24 protein-coding genes are annotated in these 24,699 nt (G+C 64.9%); 16 read left to right on the top strand and 8 right to left on the bottom strand.

The features are described from left to right. Window positions 1-144 precede the first annotated feature (144 nt). From AAGT95_RS17840 to AAGT95_RS17825, 4 genes are all read left to right on the top strand, one after another. Complete coding sequence (locus AAGT95_RS17840) at window positions 145-414, top strand: hypothetical protein (protein ID WP_342594670.1); 270 nt, start codon at window positions 145-147, stop codon at window positions 412-414. 223 nt (window positions 415-637) lie between these two features. Next, a complete protein-coding gene (locus AAGT95_RS17835) occupies window positions 638-1,366 on the top strand; it encodes a glutathione S-transferase (protein ID WP_342594669.1) in 729 nt (242 codons plus the stop codon). Between the two features lie 82 nt (window positions 1,367-1,448). Next, window positions 1,449-1,964 (top strand): S-ribosylhomocysteine lyase, encoded by a 516-nt coding sequence (gene luxS / locus AAGT95_RS17830; RefSeq protein WP_110599205.1) that lies wholly within the window; start codon window positions 1,449-1,451, stop codon window positions 1,962-1,964. Between the two features lie 165 nt (window positions 1,965-2,129). Beyond that, window positions 2,130-2,591 (top strand): TerB family tellurite resistance protein, encoded by a 462-nt coding sequence (locus AAGT95_RS17825; protein ID WP_110599207.1) that lies wholly within the window; start codon window positions 2,130-2,132, stop codon window positions 2,589-2,591. A gap of 7 nt (window positions 2,592-2,598) precedes the next feature. Here the strand turns inward: AAGT95_RS17825 and AAGT95_RS17820 are convergent, their stop codons facing one another. Together AAGT95_RS17820 and AAGT95_RS17815 are read right to left on the bottom strand one after the other, a co-directional pair. Beyond that, window positions 2,599-3,675, bottom strand: coding sequence for a serine hydrolase (locus AAGT95_RS17820; RefSeq protein WP_342594668.1), 1,077 nt, complete (start codon window positions 3,673-3,675; stop codon window positions 2,599-2,601). Beyond that, the gene (locus tag AAGT95_RS17815) at window positions 3,672-4,862 is read right to left on the bottom strand and encodes a heparan-alpha-glucosaminide N-acetyltransferase domain-containing protein (RefSeq protein WP_342594667.1); all 1,191 of its coding nucleotides are present in this window, start codon (window positions 4,860-4,862) and stop codon (window positions 3,672-3,674) included. Before AAGT95_RS17815 ends, AAGT95_RS17820 begins: the two co-directional genes overlap by 4 nt. A gap of 184 nt (window positions 4,863-5,046) precedes the next feature. Between AAGT95_RS17815 and apbC the strand changes: the two genes are divergently transcribed. Together apbC and dcd are read left to right on the top strand one after the other, a co-directional pair. Further along, window positions 5,047-5,850 (top strand): iron-sulfur cluster carrier protein ApbC, encoded by an 804-nt coding sequence (apbC, locus tag AAGT95_RS17810; RefSeq protein ID WP_342594666.1) that lies wholly within the window; start codon window positions 5,047-5,049, stop codon window positions 5,848-5,850. Between the two features lie 226 nt (window positions 5,851-6,076). Further along, on the top strand, window positions 6,077-6,643 hold the full coding sequence (dcd, locus tag AAGT95_RS17805; RefSeq protein WP_342594665.1) for a dCTP deaminase: 567 nt from the start codon (window positions 6,077-6,079) through the stop codon (window positions 6,641-6,643). A gap of 138 nt (window positions 6,644-6,781) precedes the next feature. On the opposite strand, the gene AAGT95_RS17800 is transcribed toward dcd, so the two are convergent. The 3 genes from AAGT95_RS17800 to purM form a co-directional block, all read right to left on the bottom strand. After that, window positions 6,782-7,870: an aldo/keto reductase gene (locus tag AAGT95_RS17800; RefSeq protein ID WP_110599213.1), complete on the bottom strand. Its 1,089-nt coding sequence runs from the start codon at window positions 7,868-7,870 to the stop codon at window positions 6,782-6,784. 175 nt (window positions 7,871-8,045) lie between these two features. After that, window positions 8,046-8,798, bottom strand: a complete 753-nt coding sequence (purN, locus tag AAGT95_RS17795; protein WP_342594664.1) for a phosphoribosylglycinamide formyltransferase — start codon at window positions 8,796-8,798, stop codon at window positions 8,046-8,048. Then, a complete protein-coding gene (gene purM / locus AAGT95_RS17790; RefSeq protein WP_342594663.1) occupies window positions 8,795-9,889 on the bottom strand; it encodes a phosphoribosylformylglycinamidine cyclo-ligase in 1,095 nt (364 codons plus the stop codon). Before purM ends, purN begins: the two co-directional genes overlap by 4 nt. A gap of 91 nt (window positions 9,890-9,980) precedes the next feature. Between purM and AAGT95_RS17785 the strand changes: the two genes are divergently transcribed. From AAGT95_RS17785 to dauA, 3 genes are all read left to right on the top strand, one after another. Then, window positions 9,981-10,187 (top strand): hypothetical protein, encoded by a 207-nt coding sequence (locus AAGT95_RS17785; protein WP_157958369.1) that lies wholly within the window; start codon window positions 9,981-9,983, stop codon window positions 10,185-10,187. Further along, window positions 10,184-10,885: a DnaA regulatory inactivator Hda gene (hda, locus tag AAGT95_RS17780; protein WP_110599217.1), complete on the top strand. Its 702-nt coding sequence runs from the start codon at window positions 10,184-10,186 to the stop codon at window positions 10,883-10,885. The genes AAGT95_RS17785 and hda overlap by 4 nt, the downstream gene beginning before the upstream one ends. An 88-nt stretch (window positions 10,886-10,973) precedes the next feature. Further along, window positions 10,974-12,749 carry a C4-dicarboxylic acid transporter DauA gene (dauA, locus tag AAGT95_RS17775; protein WP_342594662.1) on the top strand — a complete coding sequence of 592 codons (1,776 nt, stop codon included), beginning with the start codon at window positions 10,974-10,976 and terminating at the stop codon, window positions 12,747-12,749. Here the strand turns inward: dauA and AAGT95_RS17770 are convergent. Next, complete coding sequence (locus tag AAGT95_RS17770; protein ID WP_342594661.1) at window positions 12,728-13,741, bottom strand: LysR family transcriptional regulator; 1,014 nt, start codon at window positions 13,739-13,741, stop codon at window positions 12,728-12,730. The genes dauA and AAGT95_RS17770 overlap by 22 nt on opposite strands. 177 nt (window positions 13,742-13,918) lie before the next feature. Here AAGT95_RS17770 and AAGT95_RS17765 point away from each other — a divergent pair, with 177 nt between their 5' ends. The 6 genes from AAGT95_RS17765 to AAGT95_RS17740 all read left to right on the top strand — a co-directional run bounded on the left by AAGT95_RS17765 (window position 13,919) and on the right by AAGT95_RS17740 (window position 22,519). Further along, window positions 13,919-15,154: an aldose epimerase family protein gene (locus AAGT95_RS17765; protein ID WP_342594660.1), complete on the top strand. Its 1,236-nt coding sequence runs from the start codon at window positions 13,919-13,921 to the stop codon at window positions 15,152-15,154. 316 nt (window positions 15,155-15,470) lie between these two features. After that, complete coding sequence (locus AAGT95_RS17760; protein ID WP_110708726.1) at window positions 15,471-16,463, top strand: arabinose ABC transporter substrate-binding protein; 993 nt, start codon at window positions 15,471-15,473, stop codon at window positions 16,461-16,463. Window positions 16,464-16,505: 42 nt separating this feature from the next. Then, on the top strand, window positions 16,506-17,999 hold the full coding sequence (araG, locus tag AAGT95_RS17755; RefSeq protein ID WP_342594659.1) for an L-arabinose ABC transporter ATP-binding protein AraG: 1,494 nt from the start codon (window positions 16,506-16,508) through the stop codon (window positions 17,997-17,999). Window positions 18,000-18,051: 52 nt separating this feature from the next. After that, window positions 18,052-19,053: an L-arabinose ABC transporter permease AraH gene (araH, locus tag AAGT95_RS17750; protein WP_110599229.1), complete on the top strand. Its 1,002-nt coding sequence runs from the start codon at window positions 18,052-18,054 to the stop codon at window positions 19,051-19,053. 221 nt (window positions 19,054-19,274) lie between these two features. Next, on the top strand, window positions 19,275-20,675 hold the full coding sequence (locus tag AAGT95_RS17745) for a GntP family permease (RefSeq protein ID WP_342594658.1): 1,401 nt from the start codon (window positions 19,275-19,277) through the stop codon (window positions 20,673-20,675). A gap of 80 nt (window positions 20,676-20,755) precedes the next feature. After that, window positions 20,756-22,519 carry an IlvD/Edd family dehydratase gene (locus tag AAGT95_RS17740; protein WP_110599233.1) on the top strand — a complete coding sequence of 588 codons (1,764 nt, stop codon included), beginning with the start codon at window positions 20,756-20,758 and terminating at the stop codon, window positions 22,517-22,519. 97 nt (window positions 22,520-22,616) lie between these two features. On the opposite strand, the gene AAGT95_RS17735 is transcribed toward AAGT95_RS17740, so the two are convergent. Together AAGT95_RS17735 and AAGT95_RS17730 are read right to left on the bottom strand one after the other, a co-directional pair. Further along, the gene (locus AAGT95_RS17735; protein ID WP_342594657.1) at window positions 22,617-23,099 is read right to left on the bottom strand and encodes a GNAT family N-acetyltransferase; all 483 of its coding nucleotides are present in this window, start codon (window positions 23,097-23,099) and stop codon (window positions 22,617-22,619) included. A 64-nt stretch (window positions 23,100-23,163) separates the two neighbouring features. Continuing rightward, window positions 23,164-23,583 carry a secondary thiamine-phosphate synthase enzyme YjbQ gene (locus AAGT95_RS17730; protein ID WP_342594656.1) on the bottom strand — a complete coding sequence of 140 codons (420 nt, stop codon included), beginning with the start codon at window positions 23,581-23,583 and terminating at the stop codon, window positions 23,164-23,166. Window positions 23,584-23,834: 251 nt separating this feature from the next. Here AAGT95_RS17730 and attM point away from each other — a divergent pair, with 251 nt between their 5' ends. Next, window positions 23,835-24,620 (top strand): AttM family quorum-quenching N-acyl homoserine lactonase, encoded by a 786-nt coding sequence (gene attM / locus AAGT95_RS17725; RefSeq protein ID WP_110599240.1) that lies wholly within the window; start codon window positions 23,835-23,837, stop codon window positions 24,618-24,620. Window positions 24,621-24,699: the final 79 nt, after the last annotated feature.

Raw genomic sequence — 24,699 nt, 5'->3', positions numbered from 1 at the left:
CCTTGGGCCGTTGACGCCAGATGCCGATTGACAGCCTTGGGACACGGTGCTAAATACGCGCTGCCGGCAATCGTGCCGGTGCTGCGCCAGGCAACCGGGCACGTGGATGCGCGGTGCCGGGTGCCCCTCGAGGATTCATTCACGATGGCATTTCGCCGTATCTTGATGGCGTCTGGTTTGGTCATGGCGATGGCCGGTTGCGCCTCCAACACCTTCGCGCCCAATTACCAGTCGAACAATACCGATGTTTTGCGGATCGGTGGCGAGCGCCCCGACGCCGCTGCCCCAGCCGTCGAGGATCTCGGCTCGTTCTGTGTCCAGACCACCCAACAATGGAACGATCAAGGCAAGACGCCGGACGGTCAGCGTCTGTGGGTGAAGAGCACGCTGCGCCAGGCGGTGGCGTGTCGCTGAGCCACTGAGTCCTCGGCCTTCGGCCGGCTGCCCGCGGGTCGTCGCCAGTGGGACGGTACAAGAGGCTCGAACCCTAACGGGTTCGAGCTTTTTTTGGCCTATGCTGAGGGTCGTGCTCGATCGGTGGATCACGCTCGCCTGGGGTTGTCTGCCGACGATCGCGTCGCCATGTACCCAACAGCCGGCACGCACGCGAACGGTGCCGAAAAGGGGAGGGAAACGGATGACCTACGAGCTCTACTACTGGCCGGGCATTCCCGGTCGTGGCGAATTCGTCCGCCTGGCGCTGGAGGATGCTGGCGCGGATTATATCGATGTCGGCAAGCGGTCCCCCGACAAGGGGGGCGGCGCGGGTGCCGTCAGCGAATTCATCCACGGTAGCGACCTGGGAAAGCCGCATTTCGCGCCGCCGGTGTTGAAGGCCGATGGGCTTGTCATTTCCCACGTCGCCAACATCCTGCAGTTTCTCGCCCCCCGGCTGGAGTTGGTGCCGGAGGATGAGTCCGCTCGTGTCTGGGCCAATGGACTGCAGTTGACGCTGACGGATTTCGTCGCCGAGATTCACGACACCCACCACCCGGTCGGCAGTTCGCTCTACTACGAGGACCAGCAGGACGAGGCGAAGCGGCGTGCCCGGGTCTTCGTGCAGGAGCGTCTGCCCAAATTTCTCCACTATTTCGAACGTGTGCTGGCGGCCAACGCCGGTGACGAACCCTATCTGGTGGGGACGGCGCACAGCTATGTCGATCTATCACTGTTTCAGGTGGTGACGGGGCTGCGTTATGCGTTTCCGCGGGCGATGGAGAGACTGGAACCGGAAATACCGGAAGTGACCGCACTGGTCGATCGTGTCGGTCAACGACCGACGCTCTCCGCCTATCTCACCTCTGATCGGCGGCTCGATTTCAACCAGGGCGGCATATTCCGTCATTATCCCGAACTGGACGGGTGAGCGCGGGGCGCCGGCGCATGACAGCGCCGGTTAGCGTGCTAAAGTAGATATCTGTCCGGACACGTCAACAAGGAGGCAAGGCATGCCATTACTCGACAGCTTCATGGTCGACCACACCAAGATGAATGCACCGGCGGTGCGTGTCGCCAAACAGATGAAGACGCCGGGCGGTGACGACATCACCGTCTACGACCTGCGCTTCTGCATTCCCAACGAAGAGATTCTGTCCGAGCGGGGCATTCACACCCTCGAGCATCTCTTCGCGGGTTTCATGCGCCAGCATCTCAATGGCGACGGCGTCGAGATCATCGACATCTCGCCGATGGGCTGCCGTACCGGGTTCTACATGAGCCTGATCGGACAGGTCGACGAGGCGACCGTGGGCGCGGCCTGGAATGCCGCGATGGAAGACGTGCTGGCGCTGACGGACCAGAAGTCGATCCCCGAACTCAACATCTATCAGTGTGGCACGGCGGAGATGCACTCCCTCGATGAAGCGCAGCAGATCGCCAGGAACGTGACCACTCGCGGGATCGGCGTCAACTCCAACAGCGAACTCAAGCTGACCGAGGAGTTCCTCGCAGCCCACGGGGCGTGACGAGCCCGGCATCCAGTCCGACGCGAGAGTGCTGACGACGTATCGGACCCGCAGCCCCTGGCTGCGGGTTTTTTTGTCGGCGCGGCCCGCCCGGAAGAACCTTTGGGACAATCGGTGTCAAAACGTTACCCGATTGTTCGCCGTTCACCGCAGGGGGATTGACCAATGCTCGACACCGTTCAGCAGTTCTTTCAACGCGTTCTCGCCACGCCGCAGTCCGACGGCCGGGACGTGATCACGACGCAACTGGCGGTCGCCGCGCTGTTGAGCGAGATCCTGCGCGCCGACTACGAAACCGATCCCGAGGAGCTGGCCATGTTGCGTCAGATGCTGATGACGCAGTTTTCGCTGGACGAGGTCGCCGTCGACGAACTGGTCGAGCAGGCGCAACGACAGGTCGATGAGGCGGTGGACCACTTCCAGTACGTCTCGCTGCTCAACGAGCGCTACGACTACGATCAGCGTGTCGCGCTGATTGCCGCGATGTGGCGTCTGGCCTACGCCGACCATGAGCTGGCGGCGCTGGAGGAGCACCGGATTCGCCGCCTGGCCGATCTGCTCTATGTGACTCACAGTGACTTCATTCGCACCAAGCTGGCGGTGCAGGAGGAACTGAAGCGGGGGTGACGGAAGTTCAGTCTTCCGCGAAGCCCTCGTGCGCCAGCACGCCGCTGGATTCGACCGCGCGGCCGATGGCCTGGAAGGTGCGCTCGGCCTCCCGCCGCGAGGGTGCGTCCCGCAGGCAACTGACGATGACGACCGCCCCCGGTGTCCCGGGGGCTAGGATGCCGGCATCACAGAAGCGTGAATACTGGGTTCCGGTTTTCTGGGCAAAGGGCCACTGCCGCTGGAACCCGGCGGCCAGGCGCCGATGGCCCGTGTCGGCACGCTGCATGATCGACAGCAGGGTGGCGGTGGCTGCGGCGGGCAGCGCCTCGCCCTCGTCGATCCTCTCCAGCATGTCCGCGTAGCGATCCAGCCGACCCGAATTGAGCCCGGTGGCGTAATAGCGCTGGTAAGCTGCGGCGAGATCGAGCGGTGGAAATTGCTCCCGTCGGCTATCGGTCAACTGGGCGAGCCGGATCAGGCGCGGTTCGCCGAAGTCGGCCTGTCGCAGGTCGATCAGTTGCCTGCCGGTCAGCGATTGTGCCCTGGGCGTGAAGATGCCGTAGAGATGTCGTCTCACGTCGATCAGGGTGGTAATCGGGCCGATCCCTTCGTCCATCAACGATCTCGCCCGGCGATTGACCGCTTCCAGTCCCACTCGTCGCATCAACATGTCGGTCGCGGTGTTGTCGCTGTCGATCAGCATTCGCTCGAGCAGGGTCCGCAGGGGGATCCTGGTGTCGGGCGCGGCCCAGTTGGTGGCACCCGCGCCGTCGACATAGTCGCTGGCGTGAAGTGTCATGGTGTCATCGAGATCGGCACCGTCCCTGGAGATCCGGTCGAGCAACTCCACCGCCACCGGGACCTTGACCAGCGAGGCCCAATACCAGCGCTCCGCGTCGCGCCATCCGACTCGTTCTCCGTCATCGAGTCGACGAACGTGAACGCCGATCTCCCCGGTGCCCGTGCGGTCGTGATAGCGCTGATCGATCACCGCCAGCTGCTTCTCGAGCCGAGCCTGCCAGGCGTCGGCCAGGGTCGGCGGCGCCCAGAGCAGGACGCTGAGGCACCCGATCAGTACCCGTCGTCGGCGATGAGGGATCATGAAGCGCCCCGTCTCGATGTCAGCCAGTGGACCAGTCGGATCCAGCCGGCCGTGGCGACGATCAGGGCCAGCGTCAGGCCGAGAGCCGTCGAGTAGTCGATGTTGTGCCAGTAGCCGAGCGCGATGCGGAACAGCAGGAAGATCACGCTGATATGGAAGATGAACGCCTGCAGGGCATCGCTGCCGATCAGGGTCACCGGCCTGAGCCATGTCGCCAGCGTCTTTCCGCCGACCACGGCGATTGCCAGTAGTGCCAGGGCCCCTCCCAGGCTGAACAGCATGAAGTCGAGCGCCGGCGGGTGCTTCCCAACGTTACGGGCCAGGGCCGCAAGGGTGTCGTCGAGGGTGGGCAGCGCGAGCCAGAAGAACAGCGCGAACAGCGTCGCGGAGGTGGCGACGAGCGAGGCGATCAGAACCCGTCGGACAGCGGGGCTGGCGAAGCCGTAGAGCATCCACTCCCCGATCAGCAGGCCCAGCAGCACCAGGGGGCCGCGTGTCAGTTGCCCCCAGACGTAGTAGTCCGGGTGCTCGACCACCAGCGCCTTGAGCTGCGGCAGTTCCCAGAAATCGAACTCGCGAGCGAGCCAGAGGCCGAACCCGGCCATCAGGATCGGGCTGGCCAGTCGGAGCCAGCCGGGAAATCGCTTCCATGCGGAGAGGAACCACGGCATCCAGAGCAGGGCGATGGCGTAGAAACCGAGTATCTCGACGAAGCTGGGAAAGCGCTGATACCGAAGCGCGTCGAGGATATCTGCCGTCGGATAGAGATGGCTCATCTCGACGATCGTGAGGATCTTGTACCAGATCCAGACGACCACGCCCCGCTTGATCAGGCTCCAGCGTCGGCGCGGCCAGTCCGTCTCTCCCACGCGGGGCAGGAAGACCACGGCCAGGGCGATACCGAACACGATCACGAACAGTGAGGAGGAAAACTTGGTGATCAGATGGATCGGCACGATGCCCCAGTCGGGGAACTGATCGAACGGCAGCAGCCCCTTGATGCCGTGGCTCAGAATCATCAGCACGACGGCGAAACCGCGGGCCAGGTCGATGGCGTCGATCCGGCCGCCGGCCCTTGGCGCCGCGAACGGGGCGCGCCACCAGGGAGTGGCGGGCGAGGGCATCACGGCGGAAGAGGTCGCGGTGGCGTGAGCCGCGGATTGGCCGGCGAGCGTCGTGGGGCACATCCCTGTGTCTCCAGGCTGTCACGGGGCGCCCGAGCGCGGGCGGGTCTCGGGTTACTCTACCACCTGCCCGCAGGTACTGCTGGCGTGGCGCGCCAGCAATTCCGACCGCGCCGCTAGGGTATCGGCCCCACGTCTCGTTATACTGGGCGCCAAATCATGGTGTGACCGTTGCAAGGAGAGATTCGTGATCGAGGGCATCAAGCATATCGTGGCCGTCGCTTCCGGCAAGGGCGGGGTCGGCAAGTCGACCGTCACCGCCAATCTGGCGCTGGCCATGGCAGCGGAGGGCTACCGCGTGGGCCTTCTCGACGCCGATATCTACGGTCCCAGCCAGGCCCGAATGCTGGGCCTGCCGGAAAACACCCGACCCGAAGTGATCGACGAGAAGAGCATGAAGCCGGTGACGGCGCACGGCATCCAGGCGATGTCGATGGCGTTCATGGTCGATATCAATCAGCCGATGGTATGGCGGGGGCCGATGGTCTCCGGTGCCTTCCAGCAACTGCTCAACCAGACGCTGTGGGACGATCTCGACTTCCTGTTCATCGACATGCCGCCGGGTACCGGTGACATCCAGTTGACGCTGGCGCAGAAGGTGCCGGTGGATGGCGCGGTGATCGTCACCACGCCGCAGGACATCGCGCTGCTCGACGCCCGCAAGGGCATCGAGATGTTTCGCAAGGTCAATGTGCCGGTGCTGGGCGTGGTCGAGAACATGAGCCTGCACACCTGTTCGAACTGCGGCCACAGCGAGCCGATCTTCGGTGCCGGTGGGGGCGAGCGCATTGCCGAGCAGTACGACACCCAGCTGCTGGGCCAGCTTCCGCTGCAGCTGTCGATCCGAGAGCAGGCCGATGGTGGCAAGCCCAGCGTGGTGGCCGAGCCGGATGGTGAGGTCGCCGCCACGTTTCGTGCCATGGCGCGCGCGGTCGTCAGCGGTGTCGCCGGGCAGGATACCGGTGGGCCCTCGATCTCGTTCAGCGACTGATCCCGGCCAGCGCACGAGCCGTCGCCAGCCTCGTGCGGACGGGGTTGGCGCGCGCCGCGGAGACGCGTCTTGCCGCCATTTTTCGCGGCCGGCCAGCCTGAATGCTGTTTTCGGACGCGTCGTTTCCTTCACGGAAGCGGGCCGCTATCATGTCGCCCACCGAGAAGTTTCCCCGATGATTTCATGACGTCGTGACGACGTCTGCCCCTGTCTCAAGGACGCCTGCATGAGCATTAAATCCGACAAGTGGATTCGCCGTATGGCGGAGCAGGAGGGCATGATCGAGCCGTTCGAGGCCGATCAGGTCCGCCACGTGAACAACCAGCGAGTGATCTCCTACGGCACGTCCAGCTACGGCTACGATGTACGCTGCGCCGACGAGTTCAAGGTGTTCACCAATATCCACTCGGCGATTGTCGATCCCAAGGCGTTCGACGAGAAGAGTTTCGTCGATATCAAGGGCGATGCCTGCGTGATTCCCCCCAACTCGTTTGCTCTGGCGCGTACGGTGGAGTATTTCCGTATTCCACGCAGCGTGCTGACGATCTGTCTGGGCAAGTCGACCTACGCCCGCTGCGGCATCATCGTCAACGTGACGCCGCTGGAGCCGGAGTGGGAAGGGCATGTCACCCTGGAATTCTCCAATACCACCAATCTGCCGGCCCGGATCTACGCCAACGAAGGCGTGGCGCAGATGCTGTTTCTGGAGTCCGACGAGATCTGCAACGTCTCCTACAAGGATCGTGGCGGCAAGTACATGGGGCAGCGCGGCGTAACGCTACCGCGCACCTGAAAGAACTACCCGCGTTGACAATACTGCGTCAAAAACGGCCTTAAAATGCTCATTTACAACCTCGTAAACTGCGCTTTTTCGGCCGTTTTCTCCTTGTCTTGCCTGCCTCGCTCACGTTCTTCGGTAGTTAGTTGCTTATCATGAGGCCGAGCGGTCATCGGTGCGGTTCTTGATGGTCTCACCGAAGCCATCCAGGAACGGCTTTTCGGCCGGATCGAGGCGATCCATGCCGGAGACCACCCGATGCCAGTAGGGATAGAGCGGTGCCGGGCGGGTCAGCCGTTCGAGGCGCTGGTGCTCCTCCTGGCTCAGCTCGAGATCGGCGGCGGCGAGATTGTCGCGCAGGTGCTCCTCGCTGCGGGCACCCACGATCAGTGAGGTAACGCCCGGGCGATCCTTGAGCCAGGCGAGGCAGACGCGCGGGATCGAGCAGTCGTGGGCCTCGCCGATGGCGGCCAGCGCCTCGATGATGTCGTAGGCGCGCTCCATGTCGTGGATGTAGGGCTCCGGCCAGCCGTTACCCTGACGCGTATCCGGCGGCGTCTTCTGGCCGCGACGGACCTTGCCGGTCAGAAAGCCTTCGCCCAGCGGCCCCCAGATCAGCGAACCAACGTTCTGGTCCAGCGCCAGCGGCATCAATTCGTACTCGGCTTCACGAGATTCCGGCGTGTAGTAGATCTGCTGGCTGATCGGCTTGTTGAAGCCGTGAAGTTCGGCCTTGCCGAGGGTCTTCATCATCTGCCAGCCGGTATAGTTGGACGTGCCCCAGTAGCGGACCTTGCCGCTGGAGACCAGATGGTGCATCGCCTCCAGAGTTTCCTCGATGGGGGTGACGCCATCCCAGTTGTGCAGTTGATAGAGATCGATATGGTCGGTGCCGAGCCGTTGGAGGCTGGCTTCGACGGCGCGAATCAGGTGGTAACGCGAGGCGCCGCTGGCGTTGGGATCGTCGCCCAGCGGGCTCCTCCCCTTGGTGGCGAGGATGATGTCGTTGCGCTTGCTGCCAAGCGCCTTCCCGGTGATCTCCTCGGCCAGGCCCAGCGAATAGAGATCGGCGGTATCGATCAGGTTGACGCCGGCATCGAAGGCGATGTCGAGCAGTTTCTTGGCACCCTTGACGTCGACGCTCGCTGCCTTTTCGAAACCGTTGGCACCGCCGAAAGGCACCGTGCCCAGGGTCAACGTCGATACCATCAGACCTGAATTGCCCAGCGGACGATAATCCATATCGCTTCTCCTCCTTGGTTGCTGAAAGCTGCGCTGACGGAAATGAGAGTCGCCCGGCAGTGGGCCGGGCGCTGCACGGTATCAGTCTGGCAAAGATTGGCGTCAGGGCAAGCCAGGGGGAGAGGCCGGTGGTGACGGCATGATTCACAGGCGCCGGCATCCGGCGCGCGAGGATTCAGTCGTCGAGGTCTTCGTCGAGCTCTTCGGCGGCATCGGCATGGGACATTCGTAGACCGGTGGGCGGCAATGGCATGTTGTCCAGCGTCACCTTGCCGTCGGCCGACAGCTTGATTCGGCCTTCCAGGAACCAGCGTACCGCGATGGGATAGATCAGGTGCTCGCGGGCATGGACCTTCTCGATCAGCGCGTCGATGTCCTGATCCGGCGCGACGTCGACCACGGCCTGGATCACCACCGGCCCGCCATCGAGTTCCTCGGTGACGAAGTGCACGCTGACGCCATGCTCCGACACGCCGTCCGCCAGCGCGCGCCGGTGCGTGTCCAGGCCCTGGTAGGCCGGCAGCAGCGAGGGGTGGATGTTGAGCATGCGCCCACGGTAGTGATCGACGAAAGCCGGCGTGAGAATACGCATGAAACCCGCCAGCACCACCAGGTGCGGTTCGTGGCGGTCGATCACCTTGATCAGCGCGGCGTCGAAGGCTTCGCGGGAGTCATACTCACGGTGGGGCAGAGCAACCGCGTCGACCCCGGCATCCTTGGCTCGCTTGAGCCCGTAGGCGTCCGCCTTGTTGGCGATCACGGCGACGATTTCGCCGCCACCGAGCTCCTCGTGCTGCTGGGCGTCCAGCAGCGCCTGCAGGTTGCTGCCGTTGCCGGAGATCAGTACCACCACCCGCGGCTTCTCGGCCGCGGCGGCCTCGAAGTCGTTCAACGTGTCGTGCTGTTGTGAAGGATAGTCACCGCTCATGCCGGCAGGTTCTCCAGCTGGACGGCCTCGGCGCCGTCACCGCGGGCGACGATATCGCCCAGCCGATAGACCGTTTCCCCGCTGGCTTCGAGATGGGCGATGGCCTGGTCGACCTGGTCGCGGTCGACCGCGATGACCATGCCGATGCCGCAATTGAGTACCCGGTACATCTCACGCTCTTCCACGTTGCCCTGCTGCTGCAGCCAGTCGAAGATGGCCGGACGCTGCCAGCGGGTGACGTCGATCCGGGCCGCCAGATCGTCCGGCAGCACGCGTGGCACGTTCTCGAGCAGGCCGCCGCCGGTGATGTGGGAGAGGGCGTGCACGTCGACGCCGCCGGAACGGATCAGCGACAGCAGCGACTTGACGTAGATGCGGGTCGGCGCCATCAGCAGGTCGGCCAGCGGCTTGCCGTCGAGGGTCTCGTCGAGCTTGCCGCCACCGACCTCGAGGATCTTGCGGATCAGCGAGTAGCCGTTGGAGTGCGGTCCCGACGAGGCCAGCCCCAGCAGCACGTCGCCTTCGCCGACCTTGCTGCCGTCGAGGATCTCGGACTTCTCGACCACGCCCACGCAGAAGCCGGCCAGGTCGTAGTCGCTGCCTTCGTACATGCCCGGCATCTCGGCGGTCTCGCCGCCGACGAGCGCGCAGCCGGCCTGGCTGCAGCCCTCGCCGATACCGGTGACGACATCGGCGGCGATATCGACGTCCAGCTTGCCGGTGGCGTAGTAGTCGAGGAACTGCAGGGGTTCGGCACCGGCGACGATCAGGTCGTTGACGCACATGGCGACGAGATCGATACCGATGGTGTCGTGTCGGCCCAGATCCATGGCGAGACGCAGCTTGGTGCCGACGCCGTCGGTTCCGGAGACCAGTACCGGCTGGCGGTAGCCGCTGGGAATTTCACACAGTGCGCCGAAGCCGCCGAGCCCACCCATGACTTCCGGACGCGAGGTACGCTTGGCGACGCCCTTGATTCTCTCGACCAGCGCATTGCCGGCATCGATGTCGACGCCGGCGTCACGATAGGTCAAGGAATGCCGGCCAGACGAACCGGGCGCGTTCGGAGTGTCGGAAGAGGAGCGCGTCATGGGAGGACCTTTCTGAATGGGGATGATGTTCGGCGGGGCGCATTGTAGCATTGCTTCATTGAGGGAACAGCCGAAGGGCGACGAGAGCGCGATGACAACACTGCAAATCTGGAGCGTGATCGGGGGCGCACCGGCGATCTGGCTGTCTGCCCTGCCGGAGCCGGTCTCCCCGCCGGCGTGCGATGGTGCGATCGGTGGAATCGTCGCTGCCGCCATGGGCGGCCCGTTGCCGCTTCGTGGCCGGGCGAGAAACGTCCACGTCGCCCGGGGCCCGAGCTGGGGGAGTGGATCCGCATGAGCGTCGGGCCGTCACAACTCCCGCTGGGGGTCGGTCTTCGCGATGATGCGACGCTCGCCAACTACCTGCCTGGCGACAATGCGTCGCTGGTGTCGCACCTGACCGGGCAGCTGCAGGAGGGTGGGGAGTCGTTTCTCTACCTGTGGGGCGGCGAGGGCGTGGGTTGCAGCCACCTGCTGCAGGCGGCCTGCCACCAGGCGGATGCCCAGGGCAAGCGCGCGCTCTATCTCCCACTGGATACGCTGGGACACTTCCCGCCCGACATTCTCGAAGAGCCGGAACGGCTCGATCTGCTGGCCATCGATGACCTGCAACTGGTGGTGGGGCGCAAGCGCTGGGAAGAGGCGCTGTTCCACGGCTTCAATCGCTTGCGCGATGCCGGCAAGCGGCTGGTGATCGCTGCCGACCGCTCGCCGCGCCAACTCGAGGTCAAGCTGCCGGACCTGGCTTCCCGCCTGAGTTGGGGGATGGTGTTCCATGTCCAGCCGCTGGACGACGTCCAGCGGCTGGCCGCTCTCCAGCTCCGGGCCCGGGTGCGCGGGATGGAACTGCCGGCGGAAGTGGGGCGGTATATCCTCCATCGCGGGCCGCGCCAGCTCGACCCGCTGTTCGAGATTCTCTCGCGGCTCGACCGCGCGTCGCTGTCTGCCAAGCGCAAGCTGACCATTCCTTTCGTCAAGCAGGCGCTGGAGTGGTGAGCCGGCCCGCGCGGCCGGCGTCCCGTAGCGCCCACCTCTGACACCAATACCGGGCCCCGGTAGCGGGTATTCGACTCAAGGATCCATCATGGCTCGTCGTCGTTTTGCGCTGGACCCACCCGGGATCGCCACCGCCATGCGCGCGGTCTGGCGTGAAGGCTACGGCATCGCCGACCTTCGCAAGGATGTGATGGCGGGAATCACCGTCGGCACGGTGGCCGTGCCATTGTCCATGGCGCTGGCGATCGCCACCGGCGTGGCTCCGCAGCACGGGCTCTACACGGCGATCGTCGCCGGTGCCGTCATTGCCCTGACCGGGGGCGCCCGTTTCAGCGTATCCGGACCCACCGCCGCCTTCGTCGCCATTCTGTTCCCGATCGTCCAGCAGCATGGCCTGGGCGGCCTGCTGATCGCCTCGATGATGGCGGGCATCATCCTGATGGTGCTGGGTGCGCTCCGCATGGGGCGGCTGATCGAATTCGTCCCCTATCCGGTGGTGCTGGGCTTCACGGCGGGCATCGCGGTGGTGATTGCGGTGTTGCAGATTCCCGACTTCCTGGGGCTCTCCGGTGCCGGGCTGGGTGAACATTTCCTCGAGAACGTGGGCAGAATTGCCCGCTCGATACCGAGTCTCGACCCGTTGGAGACGGGGATTGGCATCTTCACCCTGGCGGTCATGCTGCTGTGGCCACGCGCCAGGATCCCCGTTCCCGCGCCGTTGATCGGTCTCGTCGCCGGCGCGCTGGTGGCCTATTGCGCCAATCGCTGGGCGGGCGCCGACGTCGAGACCATCGCCTCACGCTTCAGCTGGTCAGCGAACGGCGCAAGCGGAAGCGGGATCCCGCCCATCGCGCCTTCGTTCGCGCTTCCCTGGCTGCTGCCGGGCGCCGATGGCGAACCCCTCGACCTGAGCTTCGACCTGATCCGCTCGCTGCTCGGACCGGCGCTCGCGATCGCCATGCTCGGCGCGATCGAGTCGCTGCTCTGCGCGGTGGTGGCGGATGGGCTGACCCGGAGCAAGCATGACCCCAATGCCGAGCTGATCGGGCAGGGGATGGGCAATATCGTGGCACCGCTGTTCGGCGGAATCACGGCCACGGCCGCCATCGCGAGAACGGCCACCAACATCCGCAGCGGTGCGCGCTCCCCGATTGCCGCGCTAGTGCACGCCGGCGTAGTCCTGCTCGCGGTGATGGCACTGGCGGGGCTGCTCGGGCTGGTGCCGATGGCATCCCTGGCCGCGCTGCTGTTCGTCATCGCCTGGAACATGAGCGAGGCCCGACACGTCCTGCGGGTGCTGCGTTCGTCTCCCCCAGGCGACGTCGCCATCCTGATCACCTGTTTCGCGCTGACCGTCCTCTTCGACATGGTGCTGGCGGTGGCGGTCGGTATCGGCCTGGCGGCGGCGCTGTTCATTCGGCGAATGGCGCTGCTGACGCGCACCGATCGTGTCGATGTCGAGAACCATCCCGCAACCCTGGGCCTGCCGGCCGAGATCGCGGTCTATGACATCGATGGCCCGCTGTTCTTCGGGGTTGCCGAAAAGGCGCTGACCTCGTTGCATCGCGTCGATCCCAAGGTGCGCATCGTCATCATCGACATGGGGGGCGTTCCGAGCATGGATGGCACCGCCATCGTGGCATTTCAGGCCCTGGTCGAAGCGATGAGACGCCAGCAGGTCGCCATCATTCTGGTCGGCCTGCCTGCGCGCATCATCCTCAAGCTACGCCGCGCCGGCATCCGCAGAACCGGAACGCTGACGTACTGCCGGGATCTCCCGCGGGCCAGGAGCGTGGCGCTGCGCTGGCAACGACGGCTGACGGAGGCGAGTTCGGCCCCCGTTCAGAGCGTCACATCCCGGTAGTGGGTCGGCGTCCTGGCCTGGCTCTCGCCAGCGGCGGCCTTGCGCTCGCGGATCAACTGATGAAGCGTGCTCATCAGCTTTGCGGCACCGGGTGACATGCGTCGTTCGCGCAGGCTGATCAGGCCGAACGGCTGGACGCTGATGGCGTCCGTCGACGGCAGGATCGCGAAACGGGGCTGGGTGCACAGCAGATCGGCGACCTCCCGGGTCGTGACGGTGACCGAATCCGACTTGTCGACCATGGCGAGCGCCATGTAGATGTCCGGCGTATTGATGATGCGCTGGGGGGGAGCCACCTTGTGGTGCAGGAAGAGGTGCTCGACGCGCTGGCGCATCAGCGCCCCGGGGGGCTGGAGCACCCACGGGTAGTCCAGCATCGACGCCAGATCGAAGGTCTCACGGGCGGTGAGCGGGTGATCCGCCCGGCACACGAAACACAGCGCTTCCTCCCCGATCTCCTCGAACACGAAATCGCCGGCCGGCATTCCGCTGGGGATCCGGGCGATGGCGAAATCGAATTCGCCGTCGCGCAACCGCGGTACCAGGTTGCGGCTGACGTCGACATCGATATTGACCTCCAGGTGCGGGCTGTCGCGGTGGACGCGCTCCACCGCGCTGGCCAGCAGCGTCACGGCCGGCGCGAGAACCGTGCCGATGGAAACCGTCCCGGCGTTGCCGTCATTGAGCGCATTGATCTCTTCGCTGGCCTGGGCCAGCGAGGTCAACATGCCGCGGGCATGACGAATCAGGCTCTCCCCGTACCAGTTGGGCGTCACCCCCCGTGAATGCCGGTCGAACAGCGAGACGCCGAGCAGGTGCTCGAGATCGCCCAGCAGCTTGGACGCCGCCGGTTGGCTCATGCCCAGCCGTTCGGCGGCACGATGCAGGTTGCGGCAGTCGTCGAGGGCGACGAACAGCTGGAGATGACGGAACTTGAGCCTGACGCGCAGGAACCAGTCCGGTGGCAGCAATTCGCTGGAGTGAGACTTCATGCCGCCATCCCGCGCATGGATTCGACGTTTTTATAAGGCATGTTGCGCTGTTCTCGCATAGTCAGATCGGGGCGCCCGGTCTAGGGTGTAAACGATCGTGTCGGCGGAAAGGAGCCGGCCGGAACGTCAGCAACGACAATCGGGACGTGAAGCTCAAATGGAAGACAGGAGTTCACTATGACTCGCCATCTCTCTGCTGTTCACCGATGTCTCGGCATCGGCCTGCTGGGCATGATGATCGGCCCGGCCTTTCTGCAAGCCCAGGCACAAACGGTGTCGACCACCTCGTCTTCGGCCATGCCGCCGGGGATCGAGCGCTCCTCGTTCGGCCAACTGCCGGATGGCCGCGAGGTCGACTGCTACCGCATCACCAACGACAACGGCATCGAGATGCGGGTCATCAACTACGGCGGCATCATCGTATCGCTGAAGACCCCCGACCGGGCCGGGCGGATGGATGACATCGTGCTGGGCTTCGATTCGATCGGTGATTATCTCTCCGACACCTATCGTCAGGCCAACCCCTACTTTGGTGCCTTGATCGGGCGCTACGGCAACCGCATCGCCAACGGTCGCTTCACGCTCGACGGGGAGACCTATCATCTGCCGACCAACGATGGACCGAATACGCTGCATGGCGGCGATGTCGGTTTCAATCAGCGGCTGTGGCACGCCGAGCCTTTCTCCTCCGCCGAGGGGCGAGGCTTGGTGCTGACCTATACCAGCGCGGACGGCGAGCAGGGCTTTCCCGGACGGCTCTCGACGCGGGTCAGGTACACGTTGACCAACGACGACGAGCTGGCCATCGATTATCGCGCCAGGACGACACGCGCCACGCCGGTCAACCTGACCCAGCACAGCTATTTCAACCTGAAGGGCGAGGGCAGCCCCAGCATCCTGGACCACCAGTTGATGATCAACGCCAGCGCCTACACGCCGGTCGATGAAACCCTGATCCCGACCGGCGAGATCGCCGATGTCAGCGGTACGCCCTTCGATTTTCGCGAGCCGACCGCCATCGGCGCACGCCTGGGTCAGAAGAATACCCAGTTGGCCTATGCCAAGGGTTACGATCACAACTTCGTGCTGAGCAAGAATCCCGGACAGGACGATCTGCCGACGCTGGCGGCCAGGGTCCTCGAACCCCGCAGTGGCAGGGTGCTCGAAGTGGCCACCACCGAGCCTGGCCTCCAGTTCTACTCGGGCAATTTCCTCGACGGAAGCCTCACCGGCAAGAGTGGACGTCCCTACACCCACCGTTCCGGTCTGGCACTGGAGACGCAGCACTTCCCCGACTCTCCCAACCAGCCGAACTTTCCCTCGACGATCCTGAGGCCCGACGAGACCTATCACTCCCAGACCATCTATCGCTTTTCGACGACTGCATCGGAAAACCAGCTCGCCACGGATTGAGTCCTGCCCGGAGAGTCGGCCGCGACTCTCCGGTGGGTCCCGCCAGAGCCGCCGTCATGGCGGCTCTGTCGGACTAAAACGCCTGTTTTAACCAAAGTCGAAAAACGACTTTAGTCGGCTCGGCGGGTTCGTCCGCCGTGGTTCGCCCCGCCTGCCTGTTGTCCTCCCGGTTTGCTGATAGCAAATCGTATATCGGTTTGCCGTTGGATCGTTATTAGCCGGTTATCGAACAACGGCTTAGTGTCACGACAGCCATGTCGTGGCAAACGTCATCCAACAACAAACCCGATGTCCCCCGAGGGGCTGGAGGCCGCCAATGATTCGCTTTCTAAAATCGTCACTCTTCGTACTCGGCGTGACCGGCCTGGGGGTCGCCTCCGCGCCGCTCCTGGCCCAGGACGAGGTCAAGATCGGGTTCATCGTCAAGAAGCCCGAACAGGCGTGGTTCATCAACGAGCAGGATGCGGCGACCAAGCTCGGCCAGGAGGAGGGCTTCGAGGTGGTGCGGCTGGCCGGCGAGGATGGCCAGCAGGTACTCAGCGCCATCGACAACCTGAACTCCCAGGGCGCGCAGGGGTTCGTGATCTGTCCGCCGGACGTGCGACTCGGGCCGGCGATCGTCAATCGCGCCAAGCAGTACGGCATGAAGGTAGTGACCGTCGACGACCAGTTCCTCGGCGCGGATGGCGAACCCATGGCTTCCGTCCCGCATCTGGGGATGTCGGGCTACAAGATCGGCCAGCAGGTCGGCGAGACGATCGCCAAGGAGATGAAGGCGCGGGGTTGGGATCCGCAAAGCGTGGCTGCCCTGCGCATCAGTAACAACGAGCTGCCCACAGCCAAGGAGCGCACCGACGGCGCCACCGACGCGCTGCTGGAAGCCGGCTTCGTCAAGGACAACATCTTCGACGCGCCGCAGCAGAACACCGACACCAGCAGTGCCTTCGCGGCGGCGTCTCCGGTGCTGTCGAAGAACGGCCGCTTCGAGCACTGGGTGATCTTCGCGCTCAACGAGGAGAGCGTGCTGGGTGGCGTCAGGGCGAGCGAGCAGTACGGCTTGTCTCCCGACCAGGTCATCGGCGTCGGCATCAACGGCTCCGGCGCGGCCTTCGCCGAGTTCTCCCGCGAGAAGCCGACCGGCTTCTACGGCACGATTGCCGTCAGCTCGACCATGCACGGTCGCCAGAGCGCCGAGAATCTCTATACCTGGATTACCGAAGACAAGGAGCCGCCGGCCAACACCGAGACCACGGGCACGCTGATGACGCGCGACAACTGGCAGCAGGTTCGCCAAGAGCTGGGCCTGTAGGCCCGTTCGCGAGGCCTCGTTCCCATCGCTGAGGAGACTGGAATGGCGGAAGCTTATCTTCGCATCGACGGCATCACCGTCGAATTCCCCGGCGTCCGGGCGCTGGATGGTGTCAGCTTCGCCGCGCGGGGAGGGGAAGTCCATGCCTTGATGGGCGAGAACGGGGCCGGCAAGTCGACGCTGCTCAAGGTGCTGAGTGGCGTCAACCGGGTCACCAGCGGGCAGCTCTGGATCGATGGTGAGCCGATCGTTTTCGCCAACGCGCGGGAGGCGTTGCGCCGTGGTGTCTCGATCATCTACCAGGAGCTGACGCTGTCGCCCAATCTTTCGGTGGCGGAGAACCTGCTGCTGGGGCAACTGCCGGTCAAGCACGGCTTTCTCGACCGGCGTCGGCTGCGCGAACGAGCGATGACGATCCTGGAGGAGTTGGGCGAGGGGAATATTCACTCCTCGACCAAGGTGCGGGATCTCTCGATCGGCCAGCAGCAGATGATCGAGATCGGCAGGGCGCTGCTGCGCGATGCCCGCATCATCGCCTTCGACGAGCCGACCAGTTCGCTCTCGGTCCAGGAGATCCGGCATCTCAAGCGGATCGTCTCACGGCTGCGCGACGAGGGGCGCGTGGTGCTCTACGTGACCCACCGCATGGAAGAGGTGTTCGAGATGTGCGATGCGGTCACCGTGTTTCGCGATGGCCGCCATATCCGCACCCACGACACCCTCGAAGGGCTCGATCACGACACCCTGGTCAGCGAGATGGTGGGTCGCGAGATCGAGGATGTCTACGGCTACCGCCCGCGGGAACGCGGCGAGGTATTGATGCGCCTCGAGGGGATCGAGGGGCGAGGCGTGAGGGCGCCGGTCACTCTGGAGGTGCATCGCGGCGAGGTGCTGGGACTGTTCGGACTGGTCGGCGCGGGTCGCAGCGAGCTGATGCGACTGGTTTGCGGGGTCGAGCGTGCCACGGCCGGCCAGGTCTCGTTCGACGGCACCAGCCGCCGGTTCGGCTCGGCCCGTCAGGCGATCCGCGCCGGCATTGCGATGTGCCCGGAGGACCGCAAGTCCCAGGGCATCTTTCCCGTGGCCAGCGTCTCCGACAATCTCAATATCAGCTGCCGGCGCTTCTTCAAGCGCTGGGGAGGCTTTCGCGACCCTGCGCGCGAGACCCGCAACACCCAGGACTACATCCGCCAGCTGCGGATCAAGACGCCTGGGCCCAAGACCCCCATCGCCAACCTCTCCGGCGGCAACCAGCAGAAGGTGATCCTGGCGCGCTGGCTGGCGGAGGAGATCGACCTGTTCGTGATGGACGAGCCGACCCGCGGGATCGATGTCGGCGCGCGCCGGGACATCTACTCGCTGCTCTACGACCTTGCCGAGCGGGGCAAGGGCGTGCTGGTCATCTCCAGCGATCTGGCGGAGGTCAGCTCCATCTGCGATCGCATCGGGGTCATGCGTAACGGTGAACTCATCGACATCGTCCCGCGTGAAGAGGCGACGCCCGAGCGTCTGCTGGGCCTGGCGCTACCGGCCTGAGAGTGGCCACGGATTTCCACGAGAGTCTTGAATCGCAAGAGGATTCGACAACATGAACGACAAAGTTGCCGCCCAGTCGACGCTGCCCGTCGCAGGGCGCAGGGGTCTTCCCAAACCGCTGCGAACGCTGCTGGACACGTCGGGGCTGATCGCCGTCTTCATCCTGCTGTTCATCGGCCTCTCGGTGCTGGTGCCGGACTTCCTGACCGGGCGCAACATCGTGGGCCTGCTGCTGTCGGTGACGCTGATCGGCACCATTGCCACCACCATGATGATGGTGCTGGCGCTGGGGGAGGTGGACCTGTCCGTCGCCTCCATCGTCGCCTTTTCCGGCGTCGTGGCGGCGATGGTGACATCCACCAGCGGCAGCGTGGCGATCGGCGTGCTGGTGGGGATCGCGGCGGGCGCCGCCGTCGGTGCCTTCAACGGCTTCGTGGTCGCCCGCTTCGGCATCAACTCGCTGATCGCCACCCTGGCGGCGATGGAGTTCGTGCGCGGCCTGGCCTACATCACCTCCGGCGGCGATGCGGTAATGATCACCGTGCCGGGGTTCTTCGACCTGGGCAGTGCATCGTTCCTGGGGCTGACGCTGCCGGTGTGGACGATGATCGGCTGCTTCCTGGTCTTCGGTGTCGTTCTGAACATGACGGCATTCGGCCGCAACACGCTGGCGACCGGGGGCAATTCGGAAGCGGCCAGCCTGGCGGGCGTCAACGTGCGGCGCCTGAAGATCATGGTATTTGCGCTCCAGGGGCTGGTGGCGGGTATCGCCGGCGTCCTGCTCACCTCGCGAATGGGACTGGGCGATCCCAATACGTCGCAGGGTCTGGAACTGGCCGTCATCTCGGCCTGTGTACTGGGTGGCGTCTCGCTCTCCGGCGGCGTCGCCTCCATTACCGGCGTACTGGTCGGGGTGCTGATCATGGGCTGCGTGCAGAACGCCATGGGGCTGCTCAACGTGCCCACCTTCTATCAGTATCTGGTGCGCGGGGCGATTCTGCTGCTGGCGGTCATGTTCGACCGCTGGAAGCAGACGCGTCGCGCTGGTGGCTGACGGGGCGGTCGAGCGAAAACTGCAACTTTGGTCGGGTCGCCTGAACCGCCTTGCGTGATGAACCCGGGGCGCCACGCTTCAGACGCGCCTTTCGATAACCATATACATATCAATATCGCAGAATTTTGGCATTTCATGGTTATCGGATCTTGGCGCTAACGTAGCCGCACCCCACGGCGAGCGTGTCAGGCTGGAGCCGTGGCAGGAGTCAGGAGGACGCCATGCAAGACACGACACAAGCGGCGGCCGGTCTCCCCACCTTGGGTTTGCTGGGGATTGCCGTTGCCGCCATCACGATTCTGCTGATCTTGATCATCCGGGTGCGCCTGCATCCCTTCTTCGCCCTGGTCATCGTCAGTATCGGCACCGCGCTGGCGACCGGCATTTCGGTCGCCGACCTGCTGCCGACGCTGCTGGGAGGATTCGGCAAGACGCTCGGCAACGTGGCGTTGCTGATCGGGTTCGGGGCCGTACTGGGTCGTCTCGTCGCCGTGTCGGGCGGCGCGCGCGTTCTGGCCGACACGCTGATCCGTTTCTTCGGCAGCAGGCGGGCGCCCCTCGGGCTGTCGATCGCCTGTCTATTGTTCGGCTTTCCGATCTTTCTCGACGCGGCCTTCGTGGTAATGCTGCCGGTGATCTACTCGGTGGCTCGCGAACTGAAGGCGTCGCTGCTGCTCTATGGCCTTCCGGCCGCGGGGGCGTTTCTGGTCATGCACGCGTTGATGCCGCCGCATCCCGGCCCCGTTGCGGCTGCCGTGTTCCTGCACGCCGACATCGGCCAGGTGCTGTTCATCGCCCTGCTGGTGGGGCTGCCGACCTGGTACGCGATGGGTTATCGGCTGTCGCTGCTCCTGGCCAATCGCTCGCCGTTCCAGCCGGTGCCCAACCTGATGGGCGGGGAGAGCGAGGAGATCCCGCCGGGGAAGCGCCCGGCCTTCGGCACCGTACTGTTGGTACTGCTGCTGCCGCTGGCGCTGATCTTCCTCAACACCGGGCTGTCGACGCTGGGCCAAGGGGGCGTCATCGATGGCGACAACCCGTTGGTCGCCGCGCTGATGGTGATTGGCGAGACGCCGATCGCGCTGCTGATAAGCACCTGTATCGCGATGTGGCTGCTGGTCATTCGGTCCAGCGAGCGCGGCGCGATGGACTCGATCAACGAGATCGTCGAGCAGGCGTTGTCGCCGGTCTGCAGCATCATCCTGATCACCGGCGCCGGCGGCATGTTCGGCGGGGTGCTGACGGCGAGCGGTATCGGCGATGCGTTGGCGGAGAGCCTGCAGGCGTTCGGCCTGCCGGTGATCCTCGCCGGCTACGTGATCGCCTCGGTGATCCGGATCGCCCAGGGCTCGGCAACGGTCGCGGGGACTACGGCAGCGGGGATCATGGCACCGGTGGTACTGGGCGATCCGGCCCTGGCCGGGCTGCCCGCCGCCTGCATCACTGTGGCGATCGTCGCGGGCGCGATCGGCTATTCCCATGTCAACGACTCCGGGTTCTGGCTGGTCGGTCGCTTCCTCGGTGTCGACACCAAAACCATGCTCAAGACCTGGACGGTGATCTCCACCGGCATTTCGCTGATGTCGTTCGGGCTGGCATGGCTTGTGTTTTCCCTGCTGTGACGCTGCCCGACGACCGGTTGGCAACATCCTGGACGACTGCCGCGGCCGTCATCCACTGACTAGGGTTCGAGGAGAGAGAGATGAGCGATTCATCGGATAGACCCCACAACAAGCGCCGTCTGCGCTCGGCCCAGTGGTTCGGTACCGCCGACAAGAACGGTTTCATGTACCGCAGCTGGATGAAGAACCAGGGGATTCCGGACCACGAATTCCAGGGCAAGCCGATCATCGGCATCTGCAATACCTGGTCGGAGCTGACACCCTGCAACGCGCACTTCCGCAAGCTCGCCGAGCACGTCAAGAAGGGCGTGCTCGAAGCCGGCGGCTATCCGGTGGAGTTCCCGGTGTTCTCCAACGGCGAGTCCAACCTGCGCCCCACGGCGATGTTCACCCGCAACCTCGCCAGCATGGACGTCGAGGAGGCGATTCGCGGCAATCCCATCGATGGCGTGGTGCTGCTGGTGGGCTGCGACAAGACCACCCCGGCGCTGCTGATGGGCGCGGCGAGCTGCGACATTCCGACGATCGTGGTGACCGGCGGGCCGATGCTCAACGGCAAGCACGAGGGCAAGGACATCGGGTCGGGAACCGTGGTCTGGAGACTCTCCGAAGAGGTCAAGGCGGGCAAGATATCGATTCATGACTTCATGGCCGCCGAAGCCGGCATGTCGCGTTCGGCCGGTACCTGCAACACCATGGGCACGGCTTCGACCATGGCCTGCATGGCGGAGTCGCTGGGAGTCTCGCTGCCGCACAACGCTGCGATCCCGGCGGTGGATTCCCGGCGCTACGTGCTCGCCCATCTCTCCGGCAACCGCATCGTCGAGATGGTCGACGAGGACCTGAAACTGTCGAAGATACTGACCCGCGCTGCATTCGAGAACGCGATACGAACCAATGCCGCCATTGGCGGCTCGACCAATGCGGTGATCCATCTCAAGGCGATCGCCGGGCGTATCGGGGTCGACCTGCCACTGGACGACTGGACCCGAATCGGTCGCGGCACGCCGACCATCGTCGACCTGCAGCCCTCCGGGCGCTTCCTGATGGAGGAGTTCTATTACGCCGGCGGTCTGCCGGCCGTGCTGCGCCGGCTGGGCGAAGCCGACCGACTGCCCCACAAGGACGCGCTGACCGCCAACGGCAGGACGATCTGGGAAAACGTGCAGGACGCGCCGCACTACAACGACGAGGTGATTCGTCCGCTGGACAACCCGCTCCGCGACGATGGTGGCATCTGCATCCTGCGCGGCAACCTGGCGCCCAACGGCGCGGTGCTCAAGCCTTCTGCGGCCAGCCCCGAGCTGATGAAGCATCGCGGTCGCGCGGTGGTATTCGAGAACTTCGACGACTACAAGGCGCGCATCAACGATCCCGAGCTCGAGGTCGAGGCCAACGACATTCTGGTGCTGAAGCACTGCGGCCCACGGGGTTATCACGGCATGGCGGAAGTCGGCAATATGGGTCTGCCGCCCAAGATCCTCGAGCAGGGCATCACCGACATGGTGCGTATCTCGGACGCCCGCATGAGCGGTACCGCCTACGGCACCGTGGTCCTCCACGTGGCCCCGGAGGCGGCAGCGGGCGGACCGCTGGCGGCGGTCGAGAACGGCGACTGGATCAGCCTGGATTGCGACAACGGCAAGCTCGAACTCGAGGTCGACGACGCCGAGATCGCGCGGCGCCTGGCTGCGGCCGACCCGACCGCGGCATCGAGCCAGATCGCCACCAGCGGCGGCTATCGCCAGCTCTATATCGAGCGGGTGCTGCAGGCCGACGAGGGCTGTGACTTCGACTTCCTGCGCGGCTGTCGCGGCGCCGAGGTGCCGCGGCATTCACACTGAATGCCGTGGGTAGGGAGAGTGACTGGATCTGGAGAACGCCGGAGTCGGAAGCCTGACCTTCAGGGTTCAGCCTTTCGGCTCCGCCGGCCACGGGCGATCAGGATGCCGCGAGATCCTGTAGCGCCTGGCCTGTCAGGCGATAACCGATCCACTCACTCTGCGGTTTGGCGCCGATCGATTCATAGAACTGGATGGCCGGTTCGTTCCAGTCCAGCACGTTCCATTCGAAGCGGCCGCAGTCACGCTCGACCGCGATCTGCGCCAGATGTTTGAGCAACGCCTTGCCGGCGCCGGTGCCGCGCGCTTCCGGGGTGATATAGAGGTCTTCCAGGAAGAGCCCGTTCTTCGCCAGCCAGGTGGAGTAGTTGTAGAAGTACACCGCGAATCCGATGGCCTGGCCGTCGCGCTCGCAGATCAGGGCGTGAGCCGTGGCCTGTGGGGCGAAGATCGAGCGTGCGATGCTCTCTTCGGTCGCCACGACTTCGTGCTCGGCCTGCTCGTAGATGGCGAGCTCGCGGACGAAGGCGAGAATCTGCGTCACATCCTCAGGGGTGGCGGGGCGAATATGAATGTTGGGCATGCATAGCTCCAGAGTGTGGCGGTGAGCGCTTTTCCGGGTGGATTCGCGGTCGAGGCTGTCGAGGTCACTCGCCCGTCAGGGTAGCGGTGATCCGGCGCGCGCCGCCGTGCTGGCGGTGCTCGCCGAGCCAGATGCCCTGCCAGGTGCCGGTGAGCAGGCGGCCGTTGTCCACGGCCAGGGTCAACTGGGTGCCGAACAGGCTGGCCAGCACGTGGGCGGGCATGTCATCGGGGCCCTCGAGGGTGTGGCGCAGGCCGTCGAGCCGCTCGGGGGCGATCCGGGCGGCGAACAGCGCCATGTCATGACGCACGTCGGGGTCGGCGTTCTCGTTCAGGGTCAGCGAGGCCGAGGTGTGCATCAGCTGCAGATGGAGCAGGCCGGTGCGGATCTCGGCCAGCCGCGGCAGGGCCGCCAGGATCTCGTCGGTGACCAGATGAAAGCCGCGCGGGCGTGCGGTGAGCGTGAGTGAGTGACGGTGCCACATGGCTGGGACTCCTCGGTGAATGTGCTGAGAGCGGGCATGGCCGGACTGGACTGGTGTGCGGTGCCGATGCATCGCAGGGCTGCCTGGGACCAAAGTCCGCTGGTCACGCCGTTCGGCCTTGTCCTACTCTGACACGTCCGGTCGTCCGGCTGCGAGCGTCGATGCCGCTCGCGGGTATCAAAATCTTTCGCCTTGCTTACACCGCGGCCAGCGGCAATGTCGTCTTCATTTGGTCAAACCAGGAGTGCGTCATGACTACCCCACGTCTTTACATGTTCCAGACCGGTACGCTCAAGTGCCGGGTGTGCAATATCAAGATGAATGCGGGGCTGGATGAGTACGAGATCCCCGTGCCCTGGTATCTGATTACGCACCCGGAGGGGAATGTGGTCATCGATGGTGGCTGTGCCGTCGAGTGCGCCAGCGATCCCGAAAAGCACTGGGGCGACATCACCGCGGTCTATTGGCCGGTGATGCGTGAAGAGGAGGGTTGCGTCCAGGCGCTCAAGGCGTTCGGCATCGAGCCCGAGGACGTTCGTTATGTCCTGCACAGCCATCTGCATCTGGATCACACCGGGGCGACCGGGCGCTTCCCCAACGCCACGCATATCGTGCGGCGATGCGAATACGAGTATGCGATGGCGCCGGACTGGTTCTCCGCCGGTGGCTATATCCGCGCCGATTTCGATCGCCCCGGATTGAAGTGGCATCTGCTCGAGGATGGCGACGACGGTTACGACGTCTTCGGCGACGGCAGCATCCGCTTCGTCTTCACTCCGGGTCACGCCCCCGGCCACGCCAGCTTCCTGCTCCAGCTCCCCGAGACCGGCCCGGTGCTGCTGGCGGTGGATGCGGCCTACACCACCGATCACTGGGAGGAGAAGGCGCTGCCGGGCTTTCTCGCCTCGACCGTGGATACGGTGCGCTCCGTGCGCAAACTGCACGCCCTGGCCGAGAAGACCGGGGCGCTGGTGGTCACCGGGCACGACCCGGAAGCGTGGCCGACCTTCCGTCACGCGCCCGAGTACTACGCCTGAAACGCTGAGTATCGGGCCTTAAACGCTGAGTATCGGGCCTGAAACGCTGAGTGCCGGGCCTGAAACGCTGAGTGCCGGG

It is taken from the genome of Salinicola lusitanus (assembly GCF_038648475.1).
Lineage (GTDB): Bacteria > Pseudomonadota > Gammaproteobacteria > Pseudomonadales > Halomonadaceae > Salinicola > Salinicola lusitanus.
This window is presented reverse-complemented; position numbering and strand designations above follow the sequence as displayed.

Excerpts from the sequence above, each read along its gene's own strand:
- AAGT95_RS17840 (WP_342594670.1), top strand. The coding sequence starts at position 145 with ATGGCATTTCGCCGTATCTTGATGGCGTCTGGTTTGGTCATGGCGATG.
- AAGT95_RS17835 (WP_342594669.1), top strand. The coding sequence starts at position 638 with ATGACCTACGAGCTCTACTACTGGCCGGGCATTCCCGGTCGTGGCGAA.
- luxS (WP_110599205.1), top strand. The coding sequence starts at position 1,449 with ATGCCATTACTCGACAGCTTCATGGTCGACCACACCAAGATGAATGCA.
- AAGT95_RS17825 (WP_110599207.1), top strand. The coding sequence starts at position 2,130 with ATGCTCGACACCGTTCAGCAGTTCTTTCAACGCGTTCTCGCCACGCCG.
- AAGT95_RS17820 (WP_342594668.1), bottom strand. The coding sequence starts at position 3,675 with ATGATCCCTCATCGCCGACGACGGGTACTGATCGGGTGCCTCAGCGTC.
- AAGT95_RS17815 (WP_342594667.1), bottom strand. The coding sequence starts at position 4,862 with ATGTGCCCCACGACGCTCGCCGGCCAATCCGCGGCTCACGCCACCGCG.
- dcd (WP_342594665.1), top strand. The coding sequence starts at position 6,077 with ATGAGCATTAAATCCGACAAGTGGATTCGCCGTATGGCGGAGCAGGAG.
- AAGT95_RS17800 (WP_110599213.1), bottom strand. The coding sequence starts at position 7,870 with ATGGATTATCGTCCGCTGGGCAATTCAGGTCTGATGGTATCGACGTTG.
- purN (WP_342594664.1), bottom strand. The coding sequence starts at position 8,798 with ATGAGCGGTGACTATCCTTCACAACAGCACGACACGTTGAACGACTTC.
- purM (WP_342594663.1), bottom strand. The coding sequence starts at position 9,889 with ATGACGCGCTCCTCTTCCGACACTCCGAACGCGCCCGGTTCGTCTGGC.
- AAGT95_RS17785 (WP_157958369.1), top strand. The coding sequence starts at position 9,981 with ATGACAACACTGCAAATCTGGAGCGTGATCGGGGGCGCACCGGCGATC.
- hda (WP_110599217.1), top strand. The coding sequence starts at position 10,184 with ATGAGCGTCGGGCCGTCACAACTCCCGCTGGGGGTCGGTCTTCGCGAT.
- dauA (WP_342594662.1), top strand. The coding sequence starts at position 10,974 with ATGGCTCGTCGTCGTTTTGCGCTGGACCCACCCGGGATCGCCACCGCC.
- AAGT95_RS17770 (WP_342594661.1), bottom strand. The coding sequence starts at position 13,741 with ATGAAGTCTCACTCCAGCGAATTGCTGCCACCGGACTGGTTCCTGCGC.
- AAGT95_RS17765 (WP_342594660.1), top strand. The coding sequence starts at position 13,919 with ATGACTCGCCATCTCTCTGCTGTTCACCGATGTCTCGGCATCGGCCTG.
- AAGT95_RS17760 (WP_110708726.1), top strand. The coding sequence starts at position 15,471 with ATGATTCGCTTTCTAAAATCGTCACTCTTCGTACTCGGCGTGACCGGC.
- araG (WP_342594659.1), top strand. The coding sequence starts at position 16,506 with ATGGCGGAAGCTTATCTTCGCATCGACGGCATCACCGTCGAATTCCCC.
- araH (WP_110599229.1), top strand. The coding sequence starts at position 18,052 with ATGAACGACAAAGTTGCCGCCCAGTCGACGCTGCCCGTCGCAGGGCGC.
- AAGT95_RS17745 (WP_342594658.1), top strand. The coding sequence starts at position 19,275 with ATGCAAGACACGACACAAGCGGCGGCCGGTCTCCCCACCTTGGGTTTG.
- AAGT95_RS17740 (WP_110599233.1), top strand. The coding sequence starts at position 20,756 with ATGAGCGATTCATCGGATAGACCCCACAACAAGCGCCGTCTGCGCTCG.
- AAGT95_RS17735 (WP_342594657.1), bottom strand. The coding sequence starts at position 23,099 with ATGCCCAACATTCATATTCGCCCCGCCACCCCTGAGGATGTGACGCAG.
- AAGT95_RS17730 (WP_342594656.1), bottom strand. The coding sequence starts at position 23,583 with ATGTGGCACCGTCACTCACTCACGCTCACCGCACGCCCGCGCGGCTTT.
- attM (WP_110599240.1), top strand. The coding sequence starts at position 23,835 with ATGACTACCCCACGTCTTTACATGTTCCAGACCGGTACGCTCAAGTGC.